Annotated in this window: 15 protein-coding genes and 3 tRNA genes; 9 read left to right on the forward strand and 9 right to left on the reverse strand. The window is 63.0% G+C overall.

Annotated features, from left to right (window positions below):
• Nucleotides 1–24: 24 nt before the first annotated feature.
• Together CDQ92_RS12405 and CDQ92_RS12410 are read left to right on the forward strand one after the other, a co-directional pair.
• The gene (locus CDQ92_RS12405) at nucleotides 25–834 is read left to right on the forward strand and encodes a cytochrome c1 (RefSeq protein WP_088441729.1); all 810 of its coding nucleotides are present in this window, start codon (nucleotides 25–27) and stop codon (nucleotides 832–834) included.
• Nucleotides 835–862: 28 nt separating this feature from the next.
• Nucleotides 863–1,417: an adenine phosphoribosyltransferase gene (locus CDQ92_RS12410; protein WP_088441730.1), complete on the forward strand. Its 555-nt coding sequence runs from the start codon at nucleotides 863–865 to the stop codon at nucleotides 1,415–1,417.
• A gap of 1,269 nt (nucleotides 1,418–2,686) precedes the next feature.
• Here CDQ92_RS12410 and CDQ92_RS12420 read toward each other — a convergent pair.
• Complete coding sequence (locus CDQ92_RS12420; RefSeq protein WP_088441731.1) at nucleotides 2,687–3,460, reverse strand: DUF1134 domain-containing protein; 774 nt, start codon at nucleotides 3,458–3,460, stop codon at nucleotides 2,687–2,689.
• 242 nt (nucleotides 3,461–3,702) lie between these two features.
• Between CDQ92_RS12420 and CDQ92_RS12425 the strand changes: the two genes are divergently transcribed.
• Nucleotides 3,703–3,794 (forward strand) — tRNA-Ser (locus CDQ92_RS12425).
• 28 nt (nucleotides 3,795–3,822) lie between these two features.
• Here CDQ92_RS12425 and CDQ92_RS12430 read toward each other — a convergent pair.
• Together CDQ92_RS12430 and CDQ92_RS12435 are read right to left on the reverse strand one after the other, a co-directional pair.
• Nucleotides 3,823–4,572 (reverse strand): energy transducer TonB, encoded by a 750-nt coding sequence (locus tag CDQ92_RS12430; protein WP_229667082.1) that lies wholly within the window; start codon nucleotides 4,570–4,572, stop codon nucleotides 3,823–3,825.
• A gap of 18 nt (nucleotides 4,573–4,590) precedes the next feature.
• Nucleotides 4,591–5,460, reverse strand: coding sequence for an alpha/beta fold hydrolase (locus CDQ92_RS12435; RefSeq protein WP_088442229.1), 870 nt, complete (start codon nucleotides 5,458–5,460; stop codon nucleotides 4,591–4,593).
• A gap of 125 nt (nucleotides 5,461–5,585) precedes the next feature.
• Here CDQ92_RS12435 and CDQ92_RS12440 point away from each other — a divergent pair, with 125 nt between their 5' ends.
• Nucleotides 5,586–6,377 (forward strand): SDR family oxidoreductase, encoded by a 792-nt coding sequence (locus CDQ92_RS12440; protein ID WP_088441733.1) that lies wholly within the window; start codon nucleotides 5,586–5,588, stop codon nucleotides 6,375–6,377.
• A 54-nt stretch (nucleotides 6,378–6,431) separates the two neighbouring features.
• Here CDQ92_RS12440 and CDQ92_RS12445 read toward each other — a convergent pair.
• Together CDQ92_RS12445 and cpdR are read right to left on the reverse strand one after the other, a co-directional pair.
• A tRNA-Val gene (locus tag CDQ92_RS12445) sits at nucleotides 6,432–6,506 on the reverse strand.
• Nucleotides 6,507–6,576: 70 nt separating this feature from the next.
• Nucleotides 6,577–6,954 (reverse strand): cell cycle two-component system response regulator CpdR, encoded by a 378-nt coding sequence (cpdR, locus tag CDQ92_RS12450; protein ID WP_088442230.1) that lies wholly within the window; start codon nucleotides 6,952–6,954, stop codon nucleotides 6,577–6,579.
• A gap of 142 nt (nucleotides 6,955–7,096) precedes the next feature.
• On the opposite strand from cpdR, the gene CDQ92_RS12455 reads away from it, so the two are divergent.
• Nucleotides 7,097–7,972: an N-formylglutamate amidohydrolase gene (locus CDQ92_RS12455; protein WP_088441734.1), complete on the forward strand. Its 876-nt coding sequence runs from the start codon at nucleotides 7,097–7,099 to the stop codon at nucleotides 7,970–7,972.
• 181 nt (nucleotides 7,973–8,153) lie between these two features.
• Here the strand turns inward: CDQ92_RS12455 and CDQ92_RS12460 are convergent.
• Nucleotides 8,154–8,230, reverse strand: a tRNA-Pro gene (locus CDQ92_RS12460).
• Nucleotides 8,231–8,337: 107 nt separating this feature from the next.
• The gene (locus CDQ92_RS12465) at nucleotides 8,338–8,766 is read right to left on the reverse strand and encodes a JAB domain-containing protein (RefSeq protein WP_201792061.1); all 429 of its coding nucleotides are present in this window, start codon (nucleotides 8,764–8,766) and stop codon (nucleotides 8,338–8,340) included.
• 141 nt (nucleotides 8,767–8,907) lie between these two features.
• Between CDQ92_RS12465 and thyA the strand changes: the two genes are divergently transcribed.
• The 4 genes from thyA (at nucleotide 8,908) to CDQ92_RS12485 (ending at nucleotide 13,572) form a co-directional block, all read left to right on the forward strand.
• A complete protein-coding gene (gene thyA, locus CDQ92_RS12470) occupies nucleotides 8,908–9,843 on the forward strand; it encodes a thymidylate synthase (RefSeq protein ID WP_268239135.1) in 936 nt (311 codons plus the stop codon).
• A gap of 93 nt (nucleotides 9,844–9,936) precedes the next feature.
• Nucleotides 9,937–11,232, forward strand: a complete 1,296-nt coding sequence (locus CDQ92_RS12475; protein ID WP_088441735.1) for a 3-methyl-2-oxobutanoate dehydrogenase (2-methylpropanoyl-transferring) subunit alpha — start codon at nucleotides 9,937–9,939, stop codon at nucleotides 11,230–11,232.
• Nucleotides 11,232–12,269 (forward strand): alpha-ketoacid dehydrogenase subunit beta, encoded by a 1,038-nt coding sequence (locus CDQ92_RS12480; RefSeq protein ID WP_373289590.1) that lies wholly within the window; start codon nucleotides 11,232–11,234, stop codon nucleotides 12,267–12,269. The genes CDQ92_RS12475 and CDQ92_RS12480 overlap by 1 nt, the downstream gene beginning before the upstream one ends.
• 4 nt (nucleotides 12,270–12,273) lie before the next feature.
• Nucleotides 12,274–13,572: a dihydrolipoamide acetyltransferase family protein gene (locus CDQ92_RS12485; RefSeq protein ID WP_088441736.1), complete on the forward strand. Its 1,299-nt coding sequence runs from the start codon at nucleotides 12,274–12,276 to the stop codon at nucleotides 13,570–13,572.
• Between the two features lie 110 nt (nucleotides 13,573–13,682).
• Here CDQ92_RS12485 and CDQ92_RS12490 read toward each other — a convergent pair whose 3' ends face one another.
• Both CDQ92_RS12490 and CDQ92_RS12495 read right to left on the reverse strand, forming a co-directional pair.
• On the reverse strand, nucleotides 13,683–18,344 hold the full coding sequence (locus CDQ92_RS12490) for a DUF11 domain-containing protein (protein WP_088441737.1): 4,662 nt from the start codon (nucleotides 18,342–18,344) through the stop codon (nucleotides 13,683–13,685).
• 67 nt (nucleotides 18,345–18,411) lie between these two features.
• Nucleotides 18,412–19,476: a DUF11 domain-containing protein gene (locus CDQ92_RS12495; RefSeq protein ID WP_088441738.1), complete on the reverse strand. Its 1,065-nt coding sequence runs from the start codon at nucleotides 19,474–19,476 to the stop codon at nucleotides 18,412–18,414.
• Between the last annotated feature and the right edge of the window lie 46 nt (nucleotides 19,477–19,522).

The raw sequence follows: 19,522 nt of genomic DNA on the forward strand, positions 1-19,522 counted from the left end.
ACTTTAACAGGAGCTGATACAGCCATGGTTCGCCCGCTCGGATTTCTCGTCGGCCTCGGTTTCATTGCCGCACTGGTGCTCGCGATCTTTACGACGCCGCTCAGCAATGAGCCGAATGTCGCCTATTCCTTCGTCAAGCACCCGCGCCATGTGAAGCTGGCGAGTGACGGCCTGGTGCCGCACTGGGACAAGGCGCAGTTGCAGCGCGGCATGCAGGTGTACAAAGAGGTCTGCTCGGCCTGCCACAGCCTGAACCTCGTCGCGTTCCGCAACATTCAGGATCTGGGCTATACCGAAGGCCAGGTGAAGACCTTTGCCAAGGGCTTCCAGGTGCCGTCGATCAACCCCGATACGGGCGAAGTTGCAACGCGCGATGGCTTGTCGTCGGATCATTTCCCGGCGCCCTACGCCAATGACGTTGCGGCACGCGCGGCGAACAACAATGCGATCCCGCCCGACCTGTCGCTGATCACCAAGGCACGCGAAGGCGGCAAGGATTATATCTATTCACTGCTGACCGGCTATCAGAACCCGCCCGCGAACCTGCCTGCCGAGCTGAAGCCGGGAACGGGGCTCCACTACAACCCCTATTTCTCGAACCTGAATCTCGCGATGGCGAAGCCGCTTGCGGACAATCAGGTGACCTATGCCGACGGCACCAAGGCGAGCGTTGATCAGATGTCGAAGGACGTCACCGCATTCCTCGTCTGGACAGCGGAGCCGAAGCTGGTGAAGCGCGTGCAGGTCGGTTGGGCCGTATTCTTCTTCCTGCTGATCTTCACCGTGCTGGCCTATCTGTCGTACCGCAACATCTGGGCCGACAAGAAGCATTGAGGCATAAGGGCAGGGCGATTGTAACCACATGATCGCCCTGCCGCCCCAACCCGACCTCGACCTGGCGTCGCTGGTCCGCACCATTCCCGACTTTCCCAAGCGGGGCATCCAGTTTCGTGACATCACGACGCTGATCGGCGACGCCGCCGGGTTTGCCGAATGCGTGCGCCGTTTGAGCGCATTGGCCTCGGCCCACCGCCCCGACTTCATTGTCGCGGTCGAAGCGCGCGGCTTCCTGTTTGGCGCGGCGATGGCGACGGCGATGGGGCTGGGGCTTGTCCCAGTGCGCAAGGCGGGAAAGCTGCCCGGCGTGACGATCGGGGTCGATTATCAACTCGAATATGGCGTCGACCGGCTGGAACTGCACGAAGGCGCGGTGCTGCCGGGGCATCGCGTCGTGCTGGTCGACGATTTGCTCGCGACCGGCGGCACAATCCTCGCGACCGCAGAATTAATGCGCAACGTCGGGGCTGAGGTGGCGGCGGCGCTGTTCGTCATCGACCTACCCGATTTGGGCGGTTCGGAACGCTTGTCGGCGGTTGGGCTGCATTGCGAGACGCTGATCGCCTTCGACGGGGATTAGGCTGCTTCAGGCTGGGCAGCGGACAATCGTCGCCCCCGCGAAGGCGGGGGTCGCCATCGGCCTTCTCCTGCGTCGCCGCGCAAACCGACAACGGCCCCGCCTTCGCGCTAAGGGATGCACACATTTGGTTTGTGATTGTTGACATTGAAGTGATGGCCTGATTCGATGAAGCTTTCCTTGGTAGAGAGCGGACAGAATGACGACATCATCGGTGCTTGCGGGCGATTTTGGAGACGAGCGGCTGTCAAAAAGGGGGGTCTTCTGCTCGACCGAATGGTCGCGCATGAGAGCATCTGCCTTCGACGGCTGGCAGGCGGCAGCCGCAGTGGCATTGTGGGATTTTCGTGTTTTCTCGCGAACCGACGGGTGACGGCGGAAGCCGTTATCGATGGCTGGGGAGAAGAGCTTGCGGCTTCTTGCCAGGGTCTGCACGTTTTGGCGATCCAGGACACCAGCGAGATCAATTTCACCACGACGAAAGGGCGAGATCGCGGTCTTGGGGCGATCGGCAAAGGCACGGGGCGCGGTGTGTTGCTTCACGCGATGTTGGGTCTGGATGCCGAAACGGGCGGGATCCTGGGCCTGGCATGGGGACGGATCTGGACGCGTAGCGAATCGGCCATGCGCCCTCACAAGCTCCGTCCCCTGTCGGAGAAGGAATCGGGGCGGTGGCTGACCACCGCGCAGGCGGCGAAGTCCGTCCTGCGTCAGGCGTCAATGGTGACGGAGGTCAGCGATCGTGAGAGCGATCTTTACGAGAAATGGGCGTATGTTCCGGAGCCTGACTTCCATATTCTAACCCGCGCCATGCACGATCGGCCGATCGAGGAAGGTGGCGGCAAGCTTTCGGCAGCGCCGCTGCAGCTGGCGGGCACAGCTTCGATCGAGCTTCGCGCGCGACCCGGCCGCCCAGCCCGCACCGCCGATCTGGAAACGCGTTTCGCGCGGGTTACGAGCGCTTTTGCCAGAACTCGAAGGCTAAACCGCCCTCCAGAAAAATCCCCACCCCCCTCGATCCCTAGCATGGGCCGCATGGATCATCGCAAAACTCGGCGGATGGGATGGATATCCCAAATCAAAACCTCCAGGCCCCATCACTTTCCGCCATGGCCTCCAACACTTCCGTTCCATCGCGCTCAGATGGAGACTAGGAAATGTGTGAATCGCCTAACGCCTTCGCGGGGGCGACGACTGGTTTTGGTCGATAGCGCAACAAAAAAGGCCCGCGCCGGAGCGCGGGCCATTGTTTCGGTCAAAATTGCCGGGCCGTCAGAACGGCACCCAATTCTGCTTCTTGCGGAACTTCATATAGCCGACGTTCGCACCCAGTCGCGCGCCGACGCCGACGCGGATCGGGATCAGGACGACGTCGCCGCGGCGCAGGTAGCTCGCGTTGAAGCCGCCGAGCAGGTAGGCGGCGCCTTCGCCTGCCGGATAGCGCTTGTAGAGCTCTTCGCTGTCGAACAGATTATAGACGAGAACGAAGGTGTTGCCGGCGTTCGCGCCCGCGTCGAAACCGATCGACGGGCCGGTCCAATATGCGGGTAACTCGCCCTCGATCTTGTGATGCAGTGTGCCCGAACCATAACGCACGCCAAGTACCAGCGCGCCGCCGGCTTCGCGGCCGACGATATAGGCGTTGGGCTCGCCCTGTTTCTTGAGGATGTCCTCGATCAGCCCGGCCAGTCCCTGCGCACCCTTGCCGAACACGCCCTCGGCAGCGCCGATCAGGTCGTCCTGCTTATAAGTGGCGGTATCCTCGGTAATGACAGTGGTCGTTGTCATATCGCTGGGGGTCGCGGTGCCGTCGGCGGGAGCCGCGCTCGTCTGCTGGTCACCGGTGGCCAGGTCGCTGTCGTAATTGATGACCTCGTCGGTGGCATCGCTCGACACCGGCGGGGGCGGGGTGGGGTTGTCGAGATCGGAATCGATCGCGGTGTTCGGATCGAATTCGCGCATCTGGGCTGCGGCAGGAACCGGCGATAGCGCCAAGCCCAAAGCGGCTGCCGCCGCCAAGGCAAAGCTGGTGAACGTTTTTCGCATGTCTGACCCCCAAAATTCGAACGGTGCGTGCGCACCGAAACCGGCGTTAATCATGACTCGGTTTGCGCGGCGGGCAATGAACCGGCGATGACCCGAGTCGATTTTGCGCCAGACCGAATCGATTGCACGACAAAATGCGGGGTTGTCGCCGAATCCAGCGAAATCTTAGGCGTTGCGGGGCGCGAAGTGCATGGCTATAGCGACCCGCCTAGGCCAACTGTCGTTAGCGCGACAGACCATGCGGAGACGTGGGTGAGTGGCTGAAACCAACGGTTTGCTAAACCGTCGTGCTGTGAATGCGGCACCGAGGGTTCGAATCCCTCCGTCTCCGCCACTTCTTTCTCTATGCTGGCTTCGCGCAATTAGCGGCGCGGTTCCAGCCACCAGCTTTGCCGCCAGCCATAGGCGCTTGTGATGGCATCGCCTGCGGCATTGGTCGCGGGTTTGAAACGGAAGCGGTCCTCGATCAGGCGGCACGTCGTGGCATCAAGTGCCGCATCGCCGCTGGAGCGTGACACGCGGCATCCAGTAACGCGGCCCGTCGGCTGGATCGTGAAGCGGACCTCGACCTCGCCGCCGACGCGGGCGCGACTGGCGGCGGCGGGATAGTCGCGGTCGCGGATGGTGCCGCTTTGCCATACCGCCTTGCTACCGCCGCCGGTGCCGCTGCCCGAGCCACCGGCGCCAGCACCGTCGCCGCGCCCGCCTGCGCCTGATCCGACGCCCGGGTTGGGCGTGGCGCCCGCCGATACCTCATTGCCCGTACCCGGCAGCGACGCAGCGGTGATCGGCGGAATGATCGGCGGCAGCTGGTGTTTGGGGGCGGCGACCGGCGCTGCCTTCGCGTGCTGGTTCGCCGCTGAAGCCTTGCCGCTCGCGGCGTCGCTAGCGACGGCTTGCGGTAGTGGTGGCTCAGGCGGCGGCGGCGCGGGAATGGCGACGGACGAGATGGCTTCGCTGACCTTGCGAACGACGTCGAGGTCAAGGCCGCTGGCCAAGCCGAATCCGACCGCAACGACTGCGAGCACAGCGCCGCCGCCCGACACGATCCGTTGCCGCTTGGAAATCTGCCCGGTATAGGCCATCGCTCGCCCCATAATGCGCGTCGTCACGCGCCTACCGCGGCTGGCTTAGAGGAAATCGTCTAGCGTGGACATGAACCGGTCGAACTGGTCGTGGTGCAGCCAGTGGCCGGCGTTTTCGAACTCGATCACCTTGGCGGTCTTGAAAGACGCGAGGCGTCCGTCGCGTTCGGGGTTCGAAGCCCAGCTGTTCGCGCCATAGAGTAGCAGAGTGGGGCAGGTGATCGCGCCCCACAGCGCCGCAATGTCCTCCTGCGGCATGTCAAAGGCGGGCCAGACGTTGAGATAATTGTCGAACTTCCAGCTCCAGCTGCCATCCTCATTGCGGCTGATTCCGTGGATCGTCAGGTGGCGCGCCTGCGCCTCGGTCAGATAGCCGTTCTCGCCCATCATGCGCGCGAGCGCGTCGTCAATGGTGGCGTAGCGCCGCGGCGTGCGCCCGGCGGCTTGGCGCTTGTCGTCGATCCATTTACGGACGCGTTCGGCATAAGGTTTGGCCGCGCGCTCGGCGATGATCTTGGGTGAGGGGCCAAGTCCTTCGATCGCAACGAGCTTGCGGACGTTCTCCGGATAGAGGCCGGTGTAGCGCAACGCGATATTGCCGCCCATCGAATGCGCGACGATGCTCACCGGTCCCAGATCGAGCTGGTGGACCAGCTGTGCCAGGTCGTACACGAAGCCGTCCATCGCGTAATTGCCGTCGGGCGACCAAGCGCTGTCGCCGTGGCCGCGCAGATCGGGAGCAATGATGTGATATCGGTCGCGCAGCTTTTCGGCGACCCAGTCCCAGTTGCGGCAATGATCGCGCCCGCCATGGACGAGCAGCAGCGGCCGCGCGCCGCGATTTCCCCAATCGACATAGTGCAGCTTCAGCCGCTGCGAGATGAAGCTGTTCGAGGTGGGGCCGGCACTTGCCATCGGTTCGTCCTTGCTGTCTGTTCCAGTTTCAAAAGGCGACTGATCGCAATCCGTCAACCCCGCATTATGCACAATGGCGGTGGATACGGGTGGCGCCGATAAGAGAAGCAAGGGAGAGAAGCACGATGACGACATTTCGGGATAATCTGCTCGCTGGTAAGACGACTTTCGTCGCCGGCGGCACCAGCGGCATCAATCTGGGTATCGCCAAACGCTTTGCAGAGCTGGGCGCCAAGGTCGCAGTGGCGGGGCGTGACCCCGATAAGGCAGCGCGTGCGGCCGCTGAGATCGGCGCGGGGGCGATCGGTTTGTCTGCCGATGTGCGCGATTATGCGGCGATTCGCGGCGCGATGGAGCAGGTCGCCGATCAGCTCGGCCCGATGGACATCGTGATTTCGGGCGCAGCGGGCAATTTCCTCGCCCTCGCGCTCGGCATGTCGGCGAACGCATTCCGGACCGTCGTCGATATCGACCTTAACGGCACTTTCAACGTGTTCCGCGGCTGTCACGATCTGCTCAAGCGCCCCGGCGCGTCGCTGATCGCGATCACCGCAGGGCAGGCGGTCAACGCCTCCGCGTTGCAGGTTCACGCCTGCGCTGCGAAGGCGGGGATCAACCAGTTGATTCGCGTGCTGGCGCTGGAATGGGGGCCGGAGGTGCGGGTGAACGGCATTTCGCCGGGGCCGATCGCCGATACCGAAGGGATGAAGCGGCTCGCCCCCGATGCCGAAACCCGCCAGTCGCATTTTGACCGCATCGCGATGAAGCGCTGGGGCAAGATCGAGGAGGTTGCCGAATCGGCAGTGTTCCTCTGCTCACCTGCCGCAGGCTACATCACCGGCACAATCCTCGACTGTGACGGCGGCAGCCAGGTCGGCGACGCCTCACGCGGCGATCTGGCGCGCGGGATGGCTTGAGCTCAAGCCGAAAGTAAAAACGCCGCCAACCCAGCTGGGTGGCGGCGTTTTTAATGGTGGGCGTGGCAAGGATTGAACTTGCGACCCCTGCGATGTCAACACAGTGCTCTACCACTGAGCTACACGCCCATCCCTTGGGGTGACGGCCCCCTAATATCCCCGGCCACGCTTGGCAAGCCCTTCGCGCCCGATAGCGTCGTTATTGTTGGCTCGACCGATCGGCGCGGCCGAACAGATTGTCGACTTCGCGGACCAGATCTTTCAGGTGGAACGGCTTCGACAGCAGCTTTGCCTGCGGCACATTTTCCTCGGCGCGCAGCGACACGGCGGCGAAACCGGTGATGAACATCACCTGCGTCTGCGGCGCGACCTTGGCGGTATGTTGTGCCAGTTCGATCCCGTCCATTTCGGGCATGACGATGTCCGATAGCAGGAGGTCGAAGGTGCCCGAATCGATATAGGGCACCGCTGCGGTGCCGCGATCGACCGCCGTGACATGGTAACCGGCGCTGGTCAGCGCGCGCGCCAGATATTCGCGCATCACGTCATCGTCTTCGGCCAGAAGAATGCGAATCATATTGAAATCAATCCCCTGATCCCTCGACGCGGCCGTTCCGGTCGGTGGCATGCTTAATGCGAAATCCGCCATAGCGTCAGAGATTTAACAAATTGACTTGGCAGCGCTGGATTCACCGCGGTTTTTTTGCCACCCATGACCCATGCGATCCCGCACCATCCCGCCCGCCGCCATCGCTGTCAACCGGCCTGAGGCGATCAGCCCGGTGGTCGTATCGGTGCCGCACGCGGGAAGGCTGTATCCGCCCGAAATTTTGGCGGCGGCCCGAGTCGGGCAGGCCGATCTCGAACGACTCGAAGACAGCTGGTGCGATTTGATCGCGGCGAGCGCCGTGGGTGCCGGGGCCACCGTGGTGCAGGCTCTGTGGGCGCGCGCGGTCGCGGACTGCAATCGCGCTGAGGGACAGATGGCACCGGGCGAGGTCGCCATGCCGCTGCGCGCGCAATTTTCGGCGCCGGGGCGCAAGGAGCGCGCCGGACTGGGTGTGGTCCCGACGCGGCTGGCGGATTGCGGGCCGCTATGGAAACGACCGATCGACCAAGCCGCGCTGCAATGGCGGCTCGAATCCTTTCATCGGCCCTATCATGCGGTGTTGTCCGACGCCCTAGCGGCGGCGCGCGACCGGTTCGGCTATGCGATCCTGCTCGACCTCCATTCGATGCCGTCAATCCCGATCGGGCAGCCGGGTCATGGCGCGCGTATCGTCATCGGCGATCATTTCGGCGTTACATCGAGCGAGTGGCTCGTCGATCTCGTGCTGGCTGCGGCGAACAACCTGAACGAGCCGGTCTCGCGCAACCAGCCCTATGCCGGCGGCCATATCATTCGAACCCACGGCAATCCGGGGCAGGCGATTCACGCTGTGCAGATCGAGATTGACCGGCGCCTTTATCTGACCGCCGATCGTCTGCCCGATTCTCATCGCATTGCCGTCATGGCACGGTGGTTTGCCGATCTCGTCAGCGCGGCCGCCCGAGCGCGCCCAGCCCCTGAAATCATAGTTCAGGCCGCCGAATAAAAAACCACCCCGTACCGAAGTACGAGGTGGCCAGGGTCCAGGGAGGACGCGCCCGCGTCAAGGTGACGGGGCACTCACCGCGATGGAAAGGGGGAAAACCATGGCGGCGTAAAACAAATCTAGGATGTTGTTTGCCGACTTACAAGAAGCGACGGAGCAGAATTTGTAATATGCAGGAAATTGGTCGGGGAGAGAGGATTCGAACCTCCGGCCCCTGCCTCCCGAAGACAGTGCTCTACCAGGCTGAGCTACTCCCCGACCGTTCTGCGCGCCGACCGGGGTCGCCGCGAAGGCAGGGCGGTCCTCTAGACGCGCAATCGGTGAACTTCAAGCGCCAATCGGCACATTCAACGGGATTGCCGCAGCTACAGCATTTCGGCACTTCGAAAGCTGAAATGACCGCTCGCCACAAAAATCCGATGATCGACCAGTTCGATGCCCAGCGTTCGCAAGAAAAGCACGGTTTCGCGGGTCGTCGCGACGTCGGCGTCGCTCGGCTGTGCGATATTCGACGGGTGATTGTGCGCCATGATGACCCGTACAACGCCGCCGCGCATCAGGCTTCGCCAGCAGCGCGGCGGAATGACGTAGCGCCCGGCATCTTCACCGCCAACCCGTTCGAGGCGCACCAGCCGTTCAAACGGGTCGAATCCGGCAAGGAGCAGCGTTTCGCGGTCGGCGGAAAAATGCGGGCGCAGCAGATGACGCACGACATCCTCTTCGGCTTCACATGGGACATAGCCCGAACCCGGCCTAGCATCGGCCGCTGGATCGATAGGAGCGAGCAGAGTCATTGCGACACTCATGCGCCCGGGTTCGGCGGCCGCCAACCGACGACTGCGCCGCTATGGAGACTTATTGGCGCCACCCCCGTTGCGCCCTTGTCGGCATCGCGCACGCGGCCTAGCAAAGAACGACAAAGCCGGGAGTGAGTCTTGCCTGAATCCATCCATTATGAACTGCAATATCTCGACCTGATGCGCCGCATCTGGGTCGAAGGCGACGAGCGTGTCGACCGCACCGGGGTCGGGACGCGCTCGCTGTTCGGCGAAACGATGCGATTTTCGCTGAAAGACGACGCGATCCCGTTGCTGACGACCAAGCGCGTCTATTGGAAGACCGCGCTGCGCGAGCTGCTGTGGTTCCTGACGGGCGATACCAATATCCGCTCGCTGGTATCACAAGGCGTGAAGATCTGGACGGACTGGCCGCTTGATAAATATCGCAAGGCGACGGGCGACGCGATCAGTGCTGAGGATTTTGAGGCGCGGATTATTGCCGATGACGCGTTTGCGGCTCAATGGGGCGATCTTGGTCCGGTCTATGGCCATCAATGGGTCAACTGGCCGCGGTATGAACCGATGGGCGAGGGGCTTTTCCGCCGCGCCGAGCAGGGACATAACCAGATTGCGGCGCTAATTGAGGGATTGAAGACCAATCCGGAATCACGGCGGCATATCTTCACCGGCTGGAATGTCGCCGATCTCGACCGCATGGCCCTGCCGCCATGCCATATGACCTATCAGTTCCATGTGCGCAGCGATGGCGGGCTGTCGTGCCTGTTGTTTCAGCGCTCGTGCGATCTGGGGCTTGGCTTTGCCTTCAATGTATTCGAGGCGGCGCTGCTGACGCGGATGGTCGCCGACCAGTGCGGCCTCCATGCGCACGAGCTGGTCTGGACGGGCGGCGACGTGCATCTTTATCTGAACCACGCCGAGCTCGTCGAACAGCAGATGGGACGGGTTCCCGAAGGTGCGCCCAAGCTTCGCATCCTGCGACGCCCGGAAAGTATTTTCGGATATAATTTCGATGACTTCGTGGTCGAAGTTTATACGCCGCAGGCACATATCGCAGCGCCGGTGGCGGTCTAATTGCTAGCGTTGCATTCGTATGGCGACCGAAATAATATGTCGCCACGCTGAAATATAACTAGGCGCTGATTCGCGCCGCAATGGGAAGACGATATGTCCGAAACGGATCGGCGCCCGGCGAGCAATCTGCCGCCGCTGTCGCTTCATATCCCTGAACCGCGCTACCGCCCGGGCGACACGCCCGACTTTGGCGATATTGCCGTTCCTGCGGTCGATGCGACGCCGCGCCCATCCGAGGCGACCAAGCCCGATGCGATGCGCGACCTTTGCTATGGTCTCGTCCGCGTGCTCGATTTCGACGGGCAGGCCAAGGGTCAGTGGGATCCCAAGCTGAGTCCCGAGCGGCTGCGCACGATGCTGCGCTACATGATGCTCGTCCGCGCCTTCGACGACCGCATGTTCCGGGCCCAGCGTCAGGGGAAGACCAGCTTTTACATGAAATGCACCGGCGAAGAGGCGACGTCGGTCGCCTCGACCATGGCGCTCGACCGCGGCGACATGTGTTTCCCGAGCTATCGTCAGCAAGGCATTTTGATCGCGCGCGATTATCCGCTGATCCAGATGATGAACCAGATTTATTCAAATCGCGGCGATCATCTGATGGGTCGGCAGCTGCCGATCATGTATTCGGCGCCCGAGCATGGCTTTTTCAGCGTCTCGGGGAACCTCGCCACGCAATATCCGCAGGCGGTGGGCTGGGCGATGGCGTCGGCCTCAAAGGGCGACAGCCGCATCGCAACCGTGTGGTGCGGCGAAGGATCTTCGGCAGAGGGCGACTTTCACTCGGCGCTGACCTTTGCGACCGTGTACAATGCGCCAGTCATCTTCAACGTCGTCAACAACCAGTGGGCGATCTCCAGCTTTTCGGGCTTTGCTGGCGGCGAACGCACGACCTTTGCCGCAAGGGCGGTGGGCTATGGGATCGCCGGGCTACGCATCGACGGCAATGATCCACTGGCGGTCTATGCCGCGACGCAGTGGGCGGCGGACCGCGCGCGGACCAACAATGGTCCTACGTTGATCGAGCATTTCACTTATCGCAGCGAAGGACACAGCACGTCGGACGACCCGACCGCCTATCGCCCCGCAGAGGAGCCGACGATCTGGCCGTTCGGCGACCCGATTGCGCGGCTGCGCGGGCATCTCGAAACGCTGGCCGAATGGGATGGCGAACGGCATGAGGCGCAGCGGATTGAACTCGAAGACTTGGTAAAAACGACTCAGAAGCAATCAGAAAAGCTCGGTATTTTGGGGCACGGCATGCACCAGCCATTCGAAACGATGTTTCAGGATGTGTTCGAAGATATGCCCTGGCACCTGCAGGAACAATGCACGCAGATGCTCGCCGAACAGGAAGCGAAGTTTGGTCCCGACTGGAAGCCCGAGTGATGAGCACTGACACCCAAACCGCGACCAAGACGATGAACATGATCGAGGCGATCAATAGCGCCATGGACGTCATGCTCGAACGCGATAGCAATGTCGTCGTGATGGGCGAAGATGTCGGCTTTTTCGGCGGCGTGTTCCGCGCCACCGCGGGCCTGCAGAAAAAGCACGGCAAAACGCGCGTGTTTGACACCCCGATCAATGAATGCGGGATCATCGGCGTCGCCGTTGGCATGGGCGCTTATGGCCTGCGCCCGGTCCCCGAGATCCAGTTCGCCGATTATATCTATCCGGGACTCGACCAACTGGTCAGCGAAGCAGCGCGGTTGCGCTATCGCTCGGCGGCCGATTTCATCTGCCCGATGACGGTGCGGACGCCGTTTGGCGGTGGGATTTTTGGCGGTCAGACGCACAGCCAATCGCCCGAAAGTATCATGACGCATATCTGCGGCGTAAAAACCGTCATTCCTTCAAACCCTTACGACGCCAAGGGGCTGCTGATCGCGGCAATCGAGGACAATGACCCCGTCGTTTTCCTCGAACCCAAGCGCATTTATAACGGCCCGTTTAGCGGTTATTACGACCGTCCGGTCGAACCCTGGTCGAAACACGCCGCGAGCGCGGTGCCCGAGGATTATTACCGCATTGAGCTCGGCAAGGCGGCGACTGTGCGCGAAGGCGAGGCGCTCACGATCCTGGCCTATGGCACGATGGTCCATGTGACCAAGACGATCGTCGAGGAAATAGGGATCGACGCCGAGATTATCGACCTGCGCACGCTGTTGCCACTCGATATCGACTCGATCGAAACATCGGTGAAGAAAACCGGGCGCTGTCTGGTCATCCACGAAGCTACCCGCACCTCGGGTTTTGGCGCCGAACTGGCCGCATTGGTGCAGGAACGCTGCTTTTACCATCTCGAAGCGCCGGTCGAGCGCGTCACCGGCTTCGACACGCCCTATCCGCACAGCCTGGAATGGGCCTATTTCCCCGGTCCGGTCCGCATCGCGACCGCGCTGACCAAGATTTTGAAGGACTGACGTCATGGCCCGCTATTCATTCCGTCTGCCCGACATCGGCGAAGGCATTGCCGAGGCCGAAATCGTCGCCTGGCACGTCAAGATCGGTGAACGCGTCGAGGAAGACGCGCAGTTGGCTGACATGATGACCGACAAGGCGACCGTCGAGATGGAATCGCCGGTTTCCGGAATTGTCGTCGAACTGGCGGGCGAAGTCGGCGATTTGATCCCGATCGGATCGACGCTGGCGGTGATCGAGACCGACGCCGAGGGCGATGTCGAAGCGCCGCCGGTAGATACCGCCGTCGAGGCGCAGATTGAAGCGGAAACGCCCGGGGCGGAACAGGTGTCCGAGCCGAAGGTGACAGAGTTAACATCGAGCGCAGCGGAGCCGGAGACGGCAGCAAAGCCGAGCGAAACGCCGCCAGTGCCCGCGGCGCCAGCCGTTGTTACCGGGCATGACGCCAAGGTACTCGCATCCCCCGCCGTCCGCGCCCGCGCCAAGGATCTGGGCGTCGACCTCGGCCAGGTGCATAGCGACGGCGATCGCATTCGCCACGCCGATCTCGACGCTTTCCTGCGCTACAGCAGCGGGCAGGGCTATCACAGTCCCGGCGCGAGCCGCGCGCGCGCCGACGAACCGGTCAAGGTCATCGGCATGCGGCGCAAGATCGCTGAGAATATGGCGGCGTCGAAGCGCGCGATCCCGCACTTTACCTATGTCGACGAAATGGATGTGACCGCGCTCGAAGAGATGCGCGCCGATCTGAACGCCAACCGCGGCCAGCGGCCTAAGTTGACGATGTTACCTTTTCTGATCGTCGCGATCTGCCGGACGATCCCGCAGTTTCCAATGATCAATGCACGTTACGACGACGATGCCGGGGTGGTGACGCGCTATGGCGCGGTGCATCTTGGCATGGCGACGCAGACCCACGCCGGGCTGATGGTCCCCGTGATCCGCGACGCGCAGGACAAGAATGTCTGGCAATTGGCGAGCGAAATTGGGCGTTTGGCCGAGGCCGCGCGCACCGGCAAGGCCAAGGTTGACGAACTGTCGGGCTCGACGCTGACGATCACCTCGCTCGGCCCGCTCGGCGGCATCGCGACGACCCCGGTGATCAACCGGCCCGAGGTCGCGATCATCGGCCCGAACAAGATCGTCGAGCGCCCGGTGTTCGATGGCGACGATATTCGCCGCGCGAAGCTGATGAACCTGTCGATCAGCTGCGACCACCGCGTGGTCGATGGCTGGGATGCAGCAAGCTATGTTCAGGCGCTAAAAAGGCTAGTCGAAACGCCGGTTTTGCTGTTCGCGGACTGATAAGCCTACCCAACAGCCGTTCGTGTCGAGCGTAGTCGAGACATGTTAAGGCAGGCGCGGGCTCAGTGTGTCTCGACTACGCTCGACACGAACGGAATTGGGCGTTGGGCCTACAACCCCAGCCCCGCAAAACTCGTCTGGTCGAACTTGAGTTTGAACGCCACATAGGCGCCCGATCGCGAATAACGCGCATCTTCGAAATCACGGTCGTGGAAACCCGCGAAATTATAGCCGAAGGTGATGTTGGCGTTCTTCATCGGCGCCAGCGTCACCGTCGGCCCGCCCGCCCAGCTCACCGTATCGGCATCGGTGCCGACGCGGACGGTGCCCGACGCACCGACATCGACATTTTCGCCGAGGTTGAAGCGGAAATCGGCGCCGATCAGGTTCGACCAGCCCTTGACGTCATCGGCGCCGAACTTGTCGAAATTGTAGCGCGTGCCCCAGAAAAGGCTGGATTCGCCGCGTTCGTACCACATGCGGGCCGCGTCACGGCGGTTTTCGCGGTCGCCAAGCGGGGTCCAGTTGACCGAAAGACTATTGAGCATGCGGCGGCTGGTCGCGTCGCCGTCAATCGTCAGCGCGCCGCCGCCGATCGGTCCGGGCTGTCCCGCGACCGCATCGCGCACCTTGTCCGACCGGAATTCGCTCTTGTTGAGCCAAGAAACGCTCGAGTCCGCGGGGCGATGCGCCCAGCTCATCTCGAAGTTGATGACCTCGGTCGTCGGCGTGGTGCCGCTGCCGCTGGCTTTGGCGTAGGTAAACAGCGCGCCGAGGGCGCGGCCTTCGCCGAGCTGACGGAGGCCGCCGAGCGTCAGGCCGTACCGATTGGCGATTTCGCCATCGCGATATTCGGCGCGCCCGGTCAGCGTCCAGCGATCGGCGCGATAGGTGGCGCCCGTGCTGATCGCGAGGAAATCCTCGGTCAGCGTGCCATTGTCGCCCAGGAAGCCGCCCGAGGCGACCGGCTGGTTAACATTGATAACATCGCCCGCGCGGATACCGCCAAGGGTGCGATTGCCGTCGACCGCCACATCGACCGACCAGCGCTCGCCGAGTTTCAGCGATTGTGACAGGCCATAGGCGGCAAAGCTGCGCGGGCCATATTCGCCGATTTCCTGCTGGTTCGCGGTGGCGAGTAGGCGGGCGCCCGACCAAGGGGTCAAGTCGAAGCCCAGCCGTGCGGTGCGTGCCTTGATCGTGTCGCCGTCGGCGATTTCATAGCTGCCGACCAGATTGACGTCGCGATTGATCGCAAATCGCGCGCCGAGGCGGTGGCGGGTCGGGAAGTCGATACTCGCATCCTTGCCGCCGAGCGCAAATTCGGTCTGCGCGTCGAGTTCGATGCGCTTTTCAAACAGGCGCTGCGTGGCGCCGAAGTGGACGATGTTCGAGCGGTTGCGGGTGCCATCCGACAGCCGGTCGTCGGCGTGAGTCAGGCCGGCGCGCGACACGGTGGTGCCATTGTCATATTCGGCGAGCGCACGCGCGGCGCGGCGGCGCGCGCCGACGTTCAGGAAATCTTCCTGCCACGCACTGCCGGTCAGCGACAGCGTGCGCGTCGCGCGCAGGCGGGCGTCGACGCCGAATTTTCGCGTGCCATCCTCGCCGCGATTGAGCTGTCCTGCGCCAAAGCCGCTCTCGCGTTCGCGAACATAGGCAAGGAAATCGGCGTTGCTGCTGTGATGCTCGGCCTCGATCAGCCATGCCTTAGCGGTTCCCGAGACAGCGGCGGGATTGCCGTTCTGTGCTTTGCCGTCGCTGATCGCCAGTTCGGCGCGAACTTCGGTGTCGATATTCGGACGATAGCGCGCATCCACGCCGCCCAGGTTCGTCTTGGCGTTGCCGTCTTCGTCATGGATGAAGGTTGCGCCGACGCGCAGCTTCTCGTCATTCGACTGATAGCTGACACGGCCGCCGGCGTTGAGCACGCGCTGACCAATCCCGTCGACCTCATATTCGGCGACGATGAACTGCGGATCGAGATCGGACGAGCGGCTGAGCACCGGGCTGCGGAACCGGATCGTGCCCGACAGATAGTCGATGTCATAATCGACGTGGCGCGACATGCTAACGCTGTTAACTATGCGCTCGCTGTGCAGGCGATCGCGCGTTTCGATAACGATGCGCTCGCTGTTGGGCAAAATGTCGCGGGCGCCGAGCTGGTACGGGCCGGTGAGGCCGTTGCCCTGGATCTCGTCGCGACGGAAGCGATAGGGGGTGTCGGCGACGAACGCGGTCGCAGCGAAATTGCGCCCGCGATACTCGGCTTTGCCGCCGTTGAGCGCGCGCTGGTAGCGGGCGAGCTGCGGTTCCGAAATCCCCGTCTCGATGTCGCCGAACATCGCATAGAATTGCGGGCGTTCGAGGCGGAGGTAGAGCTTGCGCACCGACGCTGCGTCGTAGCGCGTTTCGTTGCGATCGGCGTAGATGGCATAATAGGCGCGCGGATCGATCACGCCGCCAAAGCGCGCATCGTCTTCGTCCTTGTCGCTGTCATAAGCCAGTGTCATCAACCATTTCCCGCGCACCCGGCCCTTGGCATAGAGCGCAAGGCGCGCGTCGGCGTTGAGGTCGTCGAGCGTTTCCGCCGCGGGTTCCATTCGGTCGTCAAGCGTGTTGTAGCCGATCGTCCCGGCAGCAAAGCCGACAACCGTCCACGGGCGATCGCCCGGATCGAGCCAAGTTTCGATCGTCTGCTTGCGCGTCACTTTGTCGTCGCGGAAGAGGAAATCCATCGCCAGCGTGCCCGACGCGGTGGTCGGTTCGAGTTCGATATAGGCGATGCCGTCGTCGCCATCGATTTTCCACAGCGGCTGCGCACGTTCGAGCCCGGCGAGCTGGCGCGCCTGCTGCGCGTCGGCTTCGACGGCGGGGTAATAGGGGGCAGGGACGCTGAAATCGCCGGTCAGGCCAGAACGGACCGGCTTACCGTCGCGGTCGGTCAGGCGCACCGCGATAACCGGGCGGGTGACGCCGTCGGCGACCAATACCGACCGTTCGCGGATCAGCGCCGCGCGCATCGGGGTGATCGAGTAGTGGACTTGGCGCTCCAATGCCGCGATGATAACACCGTTAAGATCCTTCACCTCGGCGGCCAGGTGGTTTTCGCCTTCGCGGATTTCCAGCCCGCGCCACAGACTGACCGCTACGCTGCCGTCGGCCGACTTGCTGGTGCCTTCAAAGGTCAGCGGGTCGGCGGCTTTGCCGTTAACACGCAGCGCGACGGTCTGGCCCGGCGTGTGCTTAACCGCGGCCCGGATCGCTTTTGAGCGCGGGTTGTGATCGGTGGCGGGGAACAGCCAGTCGATGCCCGGAGCCTGTCCGGCCAGCCAGTCGCGACCGGCTCCCGCTGCTTCGGGGTCGCTGAGCACCGTTGGCGCCACAATTAGCGCAGTTTTGGGCGCTGCGCGCGGTGCGCTGGCGATTGCACGGAAATCGGCACGTTTCAGCGCGCCGCCGCGACCCTCTACAAAACGCGAGATGGCACTGCCGGCGCTTTGCGTCGAACGGGCGCAATCGATCGCTTCGCGGTCGAGCGGCAGCGTCGACGGATCGATCTGGACAACGTGCAGGCCGGGGCGCACGCCTTCGAAATGATAGCGGCCATCCTCATCGGTGACGGTGTAACTGCCGTCCTGCAGCATCACGCGCACGCCGGCGATGCCTTCGGCCTCGCGCGGATCAACCGTGCAGCCGCCGTCGCTGATGCGGCCGATGATCGTCATCCGGTCGCCCAACTGGTCGCGTTTGATCGAAATCGTCGCTTCGGCAATATTGCTCGCCGAGCCGCGGTTATCGACGGCCGAGGCGCGGTTGAGCGCATTGCCGGGCTGCGCCGACACGATGACTTCGGCCAGATAGATCAGCAGCGCCGTGCGCGATGCGGCGATGCTCGGCACCACCACGCTAAATTCGCGGCCGTTGGCGACGATATTGGCGGTCACGCGCACGCCATCGATCCGCACCGTATCGGCGCGCAGCCGCATCCCGGCGGGCAGCACGTCGCTGACCGTCACTGCGCCGGTGTTGCGGCGCGCGTCGCGGTTGGCGACCTCGATGCGGTACTGGATCACGTCGCCCGGCACCGCGACCTGCGTTGATGTCGTTTTGCGCAGGATCAGCGGCAAACCGGGCTGATCGACCGGAATATCGACGCGTACGGGGGCAGGGCTGTTCAGCGTGAACGGATTGCCATAGCTCGCGCCGCTGATTTCGAATGGAAGCCCGTCGTCGGGGCGGCGGAAGGACGCCAGATCGGCGGGATTTGATGCCGACGGCGCGGTGAACGGGGCGGGGGGCTGTACGATCAAGCGATAGGTGCCCGGCGCCACGAACGGGAACCGATAGTCGCCTGGCGGGAAATTATAGGTCGTACCGGCTGCATCGGAGACGCTCTGGCCCGTGATGACGCTCGACGGATAGGCCGAGACGCCATCGTCGCCGAAAACCTGGACGGGCTGGCCGGTGGCGGCATCAACCAAGGTCACGCGGCTGCCGGGAACGGGGGCGCCGTCGCCGCTGTCGAACACGATGCCGAACGGGTCGACGAGGAAATTGATCGTCGCCAGCGCGACAAGGATGGCGTTCGCCTGATCGGTGACCCTAACATCGACACGGTTCGACAGCGCCTGACCGGGGTTGCCGTCATGCGTCCACTGTGCCGAAGCCGTGTTCGTGATCACCTGCGCGTGCGCCCGGGGGACCGCAGGCAGCATGGCTGCCGCGACCAGGGCGGTCACAAGGCCGAAATAGTTGGTTCCGAGTGCCATGATAGCCCCGAATGGAGCAACGGGTGGCGGTTTTTGGGCCGCGCCCGCTGCTCTATCGGTACTTCGATCAGTTGACCGTCGCGCGGAAGACGAGCGTCTGCGCTGCGCCTGCTGCGATCGTGGCGATCGTTCCCGTCACATTGGGCGCAATATAGCTGCCTCCCGCGACGCCATCGGCGTTACAGGTGCCGGCGGTAACCGTTCCGTTGAGCCGGATTGTACCTGCGTTGAAGTTGAGCTGGCCGGGTACCGCGTCATTGATGACCACCGACGTCGCCGGAACGCTGCCGCTGTTGGCGACAGCGATGCAATATTCGACGATTGCGCCGGGGATCAGCTTCGGATTCGTCGTGTTGTTAAACGGATCCGAGATGACACGGCTGGTTTTAGTGACCGCCAGAGTGGCGGTTTGTACTGTATAGTCATCATTGTCGCTATGCGACCCGTCGCGCGCAGCATCGCCGGTAACGCCCGCGATATCGGCAAAGACAGTATCTTTGCCTGCCATATTCGCACCGGCCGTTTGGGTGATGGCCGCGCCCTGGGCGCTAACCGTGCCACCTTCGCGCGCAGTGGCGCGAAGAGTGACGCCTGCGACGGCGTTGTTAGCAAGGCTTGCCGGAATATCGGCAATCACAAACAGGCGGATCGCTGTATCGACAACGAGTTCGTCGACGTAGCCGGTGAGCAGCGTGTCACCGACATCCCAGCTGCCAACCGAGCCGGTAACCGTATTGTCGCGATAAATCCGTACGTTGGTAGCATCGAATGTGTCGGTTCCGCCATGCGCCGCAGTGCCGCCTGCGATCTGCGAAGCGACAAGTGCGAAATCGAGCGTTTCGTTCGAGCTGTTGGTCAATTGGAACGTCGTGACGGCATTTGTCTGCCCCGGCACAACATTCGTGGTGACCGTGCCGACTTCTTCGACGAGCAGGTTGATCTTGCGGTCGACGACAAAATTGTCGGAGGCCGACTGCTGTCCCTGCGCAACGCCACCGACCTGATAGTCGACGGTGGCGGTATTCGTGATCGTGGTACCCGCGGTCGTCCCGGCAGCAAGTGCCGGAGTGGCGGCTAGACTTGTGATCGCCGCCAGACCGATGATGCCCACGGTGTTCAGCTTGCTGGTCATAGCTGAGCTCCTTGGCTTTGAACGATTGCCGTTTCCCCACCGCTGG

Origin of the sequence: Sphingopyxis bauzanensis, assembly GCF_002205675.1 — a bacterium.
GTDB classification, from domain to species: Bacteria; Pseudomonadota; Alphaproteobacteria; order Sphingomonadales; family Sphingomonadaceae; genus Sphingopyxis; species Sphingopyxis bauzanensis.

Coding starts and splice junctions, on each gene's coding strand:
- CDQ92_RS12440 (WP_088441733.1), top strand. CDS start 5,586: ATGACGACATTTCGGGATAATCTGCTCGCTGGTAAGACGACTTTCGTC.
- cpdR (WP_088442230.1), bottom strand. CDS start 6,954: ATGATTCGCATTCTTCTGGCCGAAGACGATGACGTGATGCGCGAATAT.
- CDQ92_RS12410 (WP_088441730.1), top strand. CDS start 863: ATGATCGCCCTGCCGCCCCAACCCGACCTCGACCTGGCGTCGCTGGTC.
- CDQ92_RS12495 (WP_088441738.1), bottom strand. CDS start 19,476: ATGACCAGCAAGCTGAACACCGTGGGCATCATCGGTCTGGCGGCGATC.
- CDQ92_RS12475 (WP_088441735.1), top strand. CDS start 9,937: ATGTCCGAAACGGATCGGCGCCCGGCGAGCAATCTGCCGCCGCTGTCG.
- CDQ92_RS12465 (WP_201792061.1), bottom strand. CDS start 8,766: ATGACTCTGCTCGCTCCTATCGATCCAGCGGCCGATGCTAGGCCGGGT.
- CDQ92_RS12405 (WP_088441729.1), top strand. CDS start 25: ATGGTTCGCCCGCTCGGATTTCTCGTCGGCCTCGGTTTCATTGCCGCA.
- CDQ92_RS12480 (WP_373289590.1), top strand. CDS start 11,232: ATGAGCACTGACACCCAAACCGCGACCAAGACGATGAACATGATCGAG.
- CDQ92_RS12485 (WP_088441736.1), top strand. CDS start 12,274: ATGGCCCGCTATTCATTCCGTCTGCCCGACATCGGCGAAGGCATTGCC.
- CDQ92_RS12455 (WP_088441734.1), top strand. CDS start 7,097: ATGCGATCCCGCACCATCCCGCCCGCCGCCATCGCTGTCAACCGGCCT.
- CDQ92_RS12420 (WP_088441731.1), bottom strand. CDS start 3,460: ATGCGAAAAACGTTCACCAGCTTTGCCTTGGCGGCGGCAGCCGCTTTG.
- CDQ92_RS12435 (WP_088442229.1), bottom strand. CDS start 5,460: ATGGCAAGTGCCGGCCCCACCTCGAACAGCTTCATCTCGCAGCGGCTG.
- CDQ92_RS12490 (WP_088441737.1), bottom strand. CDS start 18,344: ATGGCACTCGGAACCAACTATTTCGGCCTTGTGACCGCCCTGGTCGCG.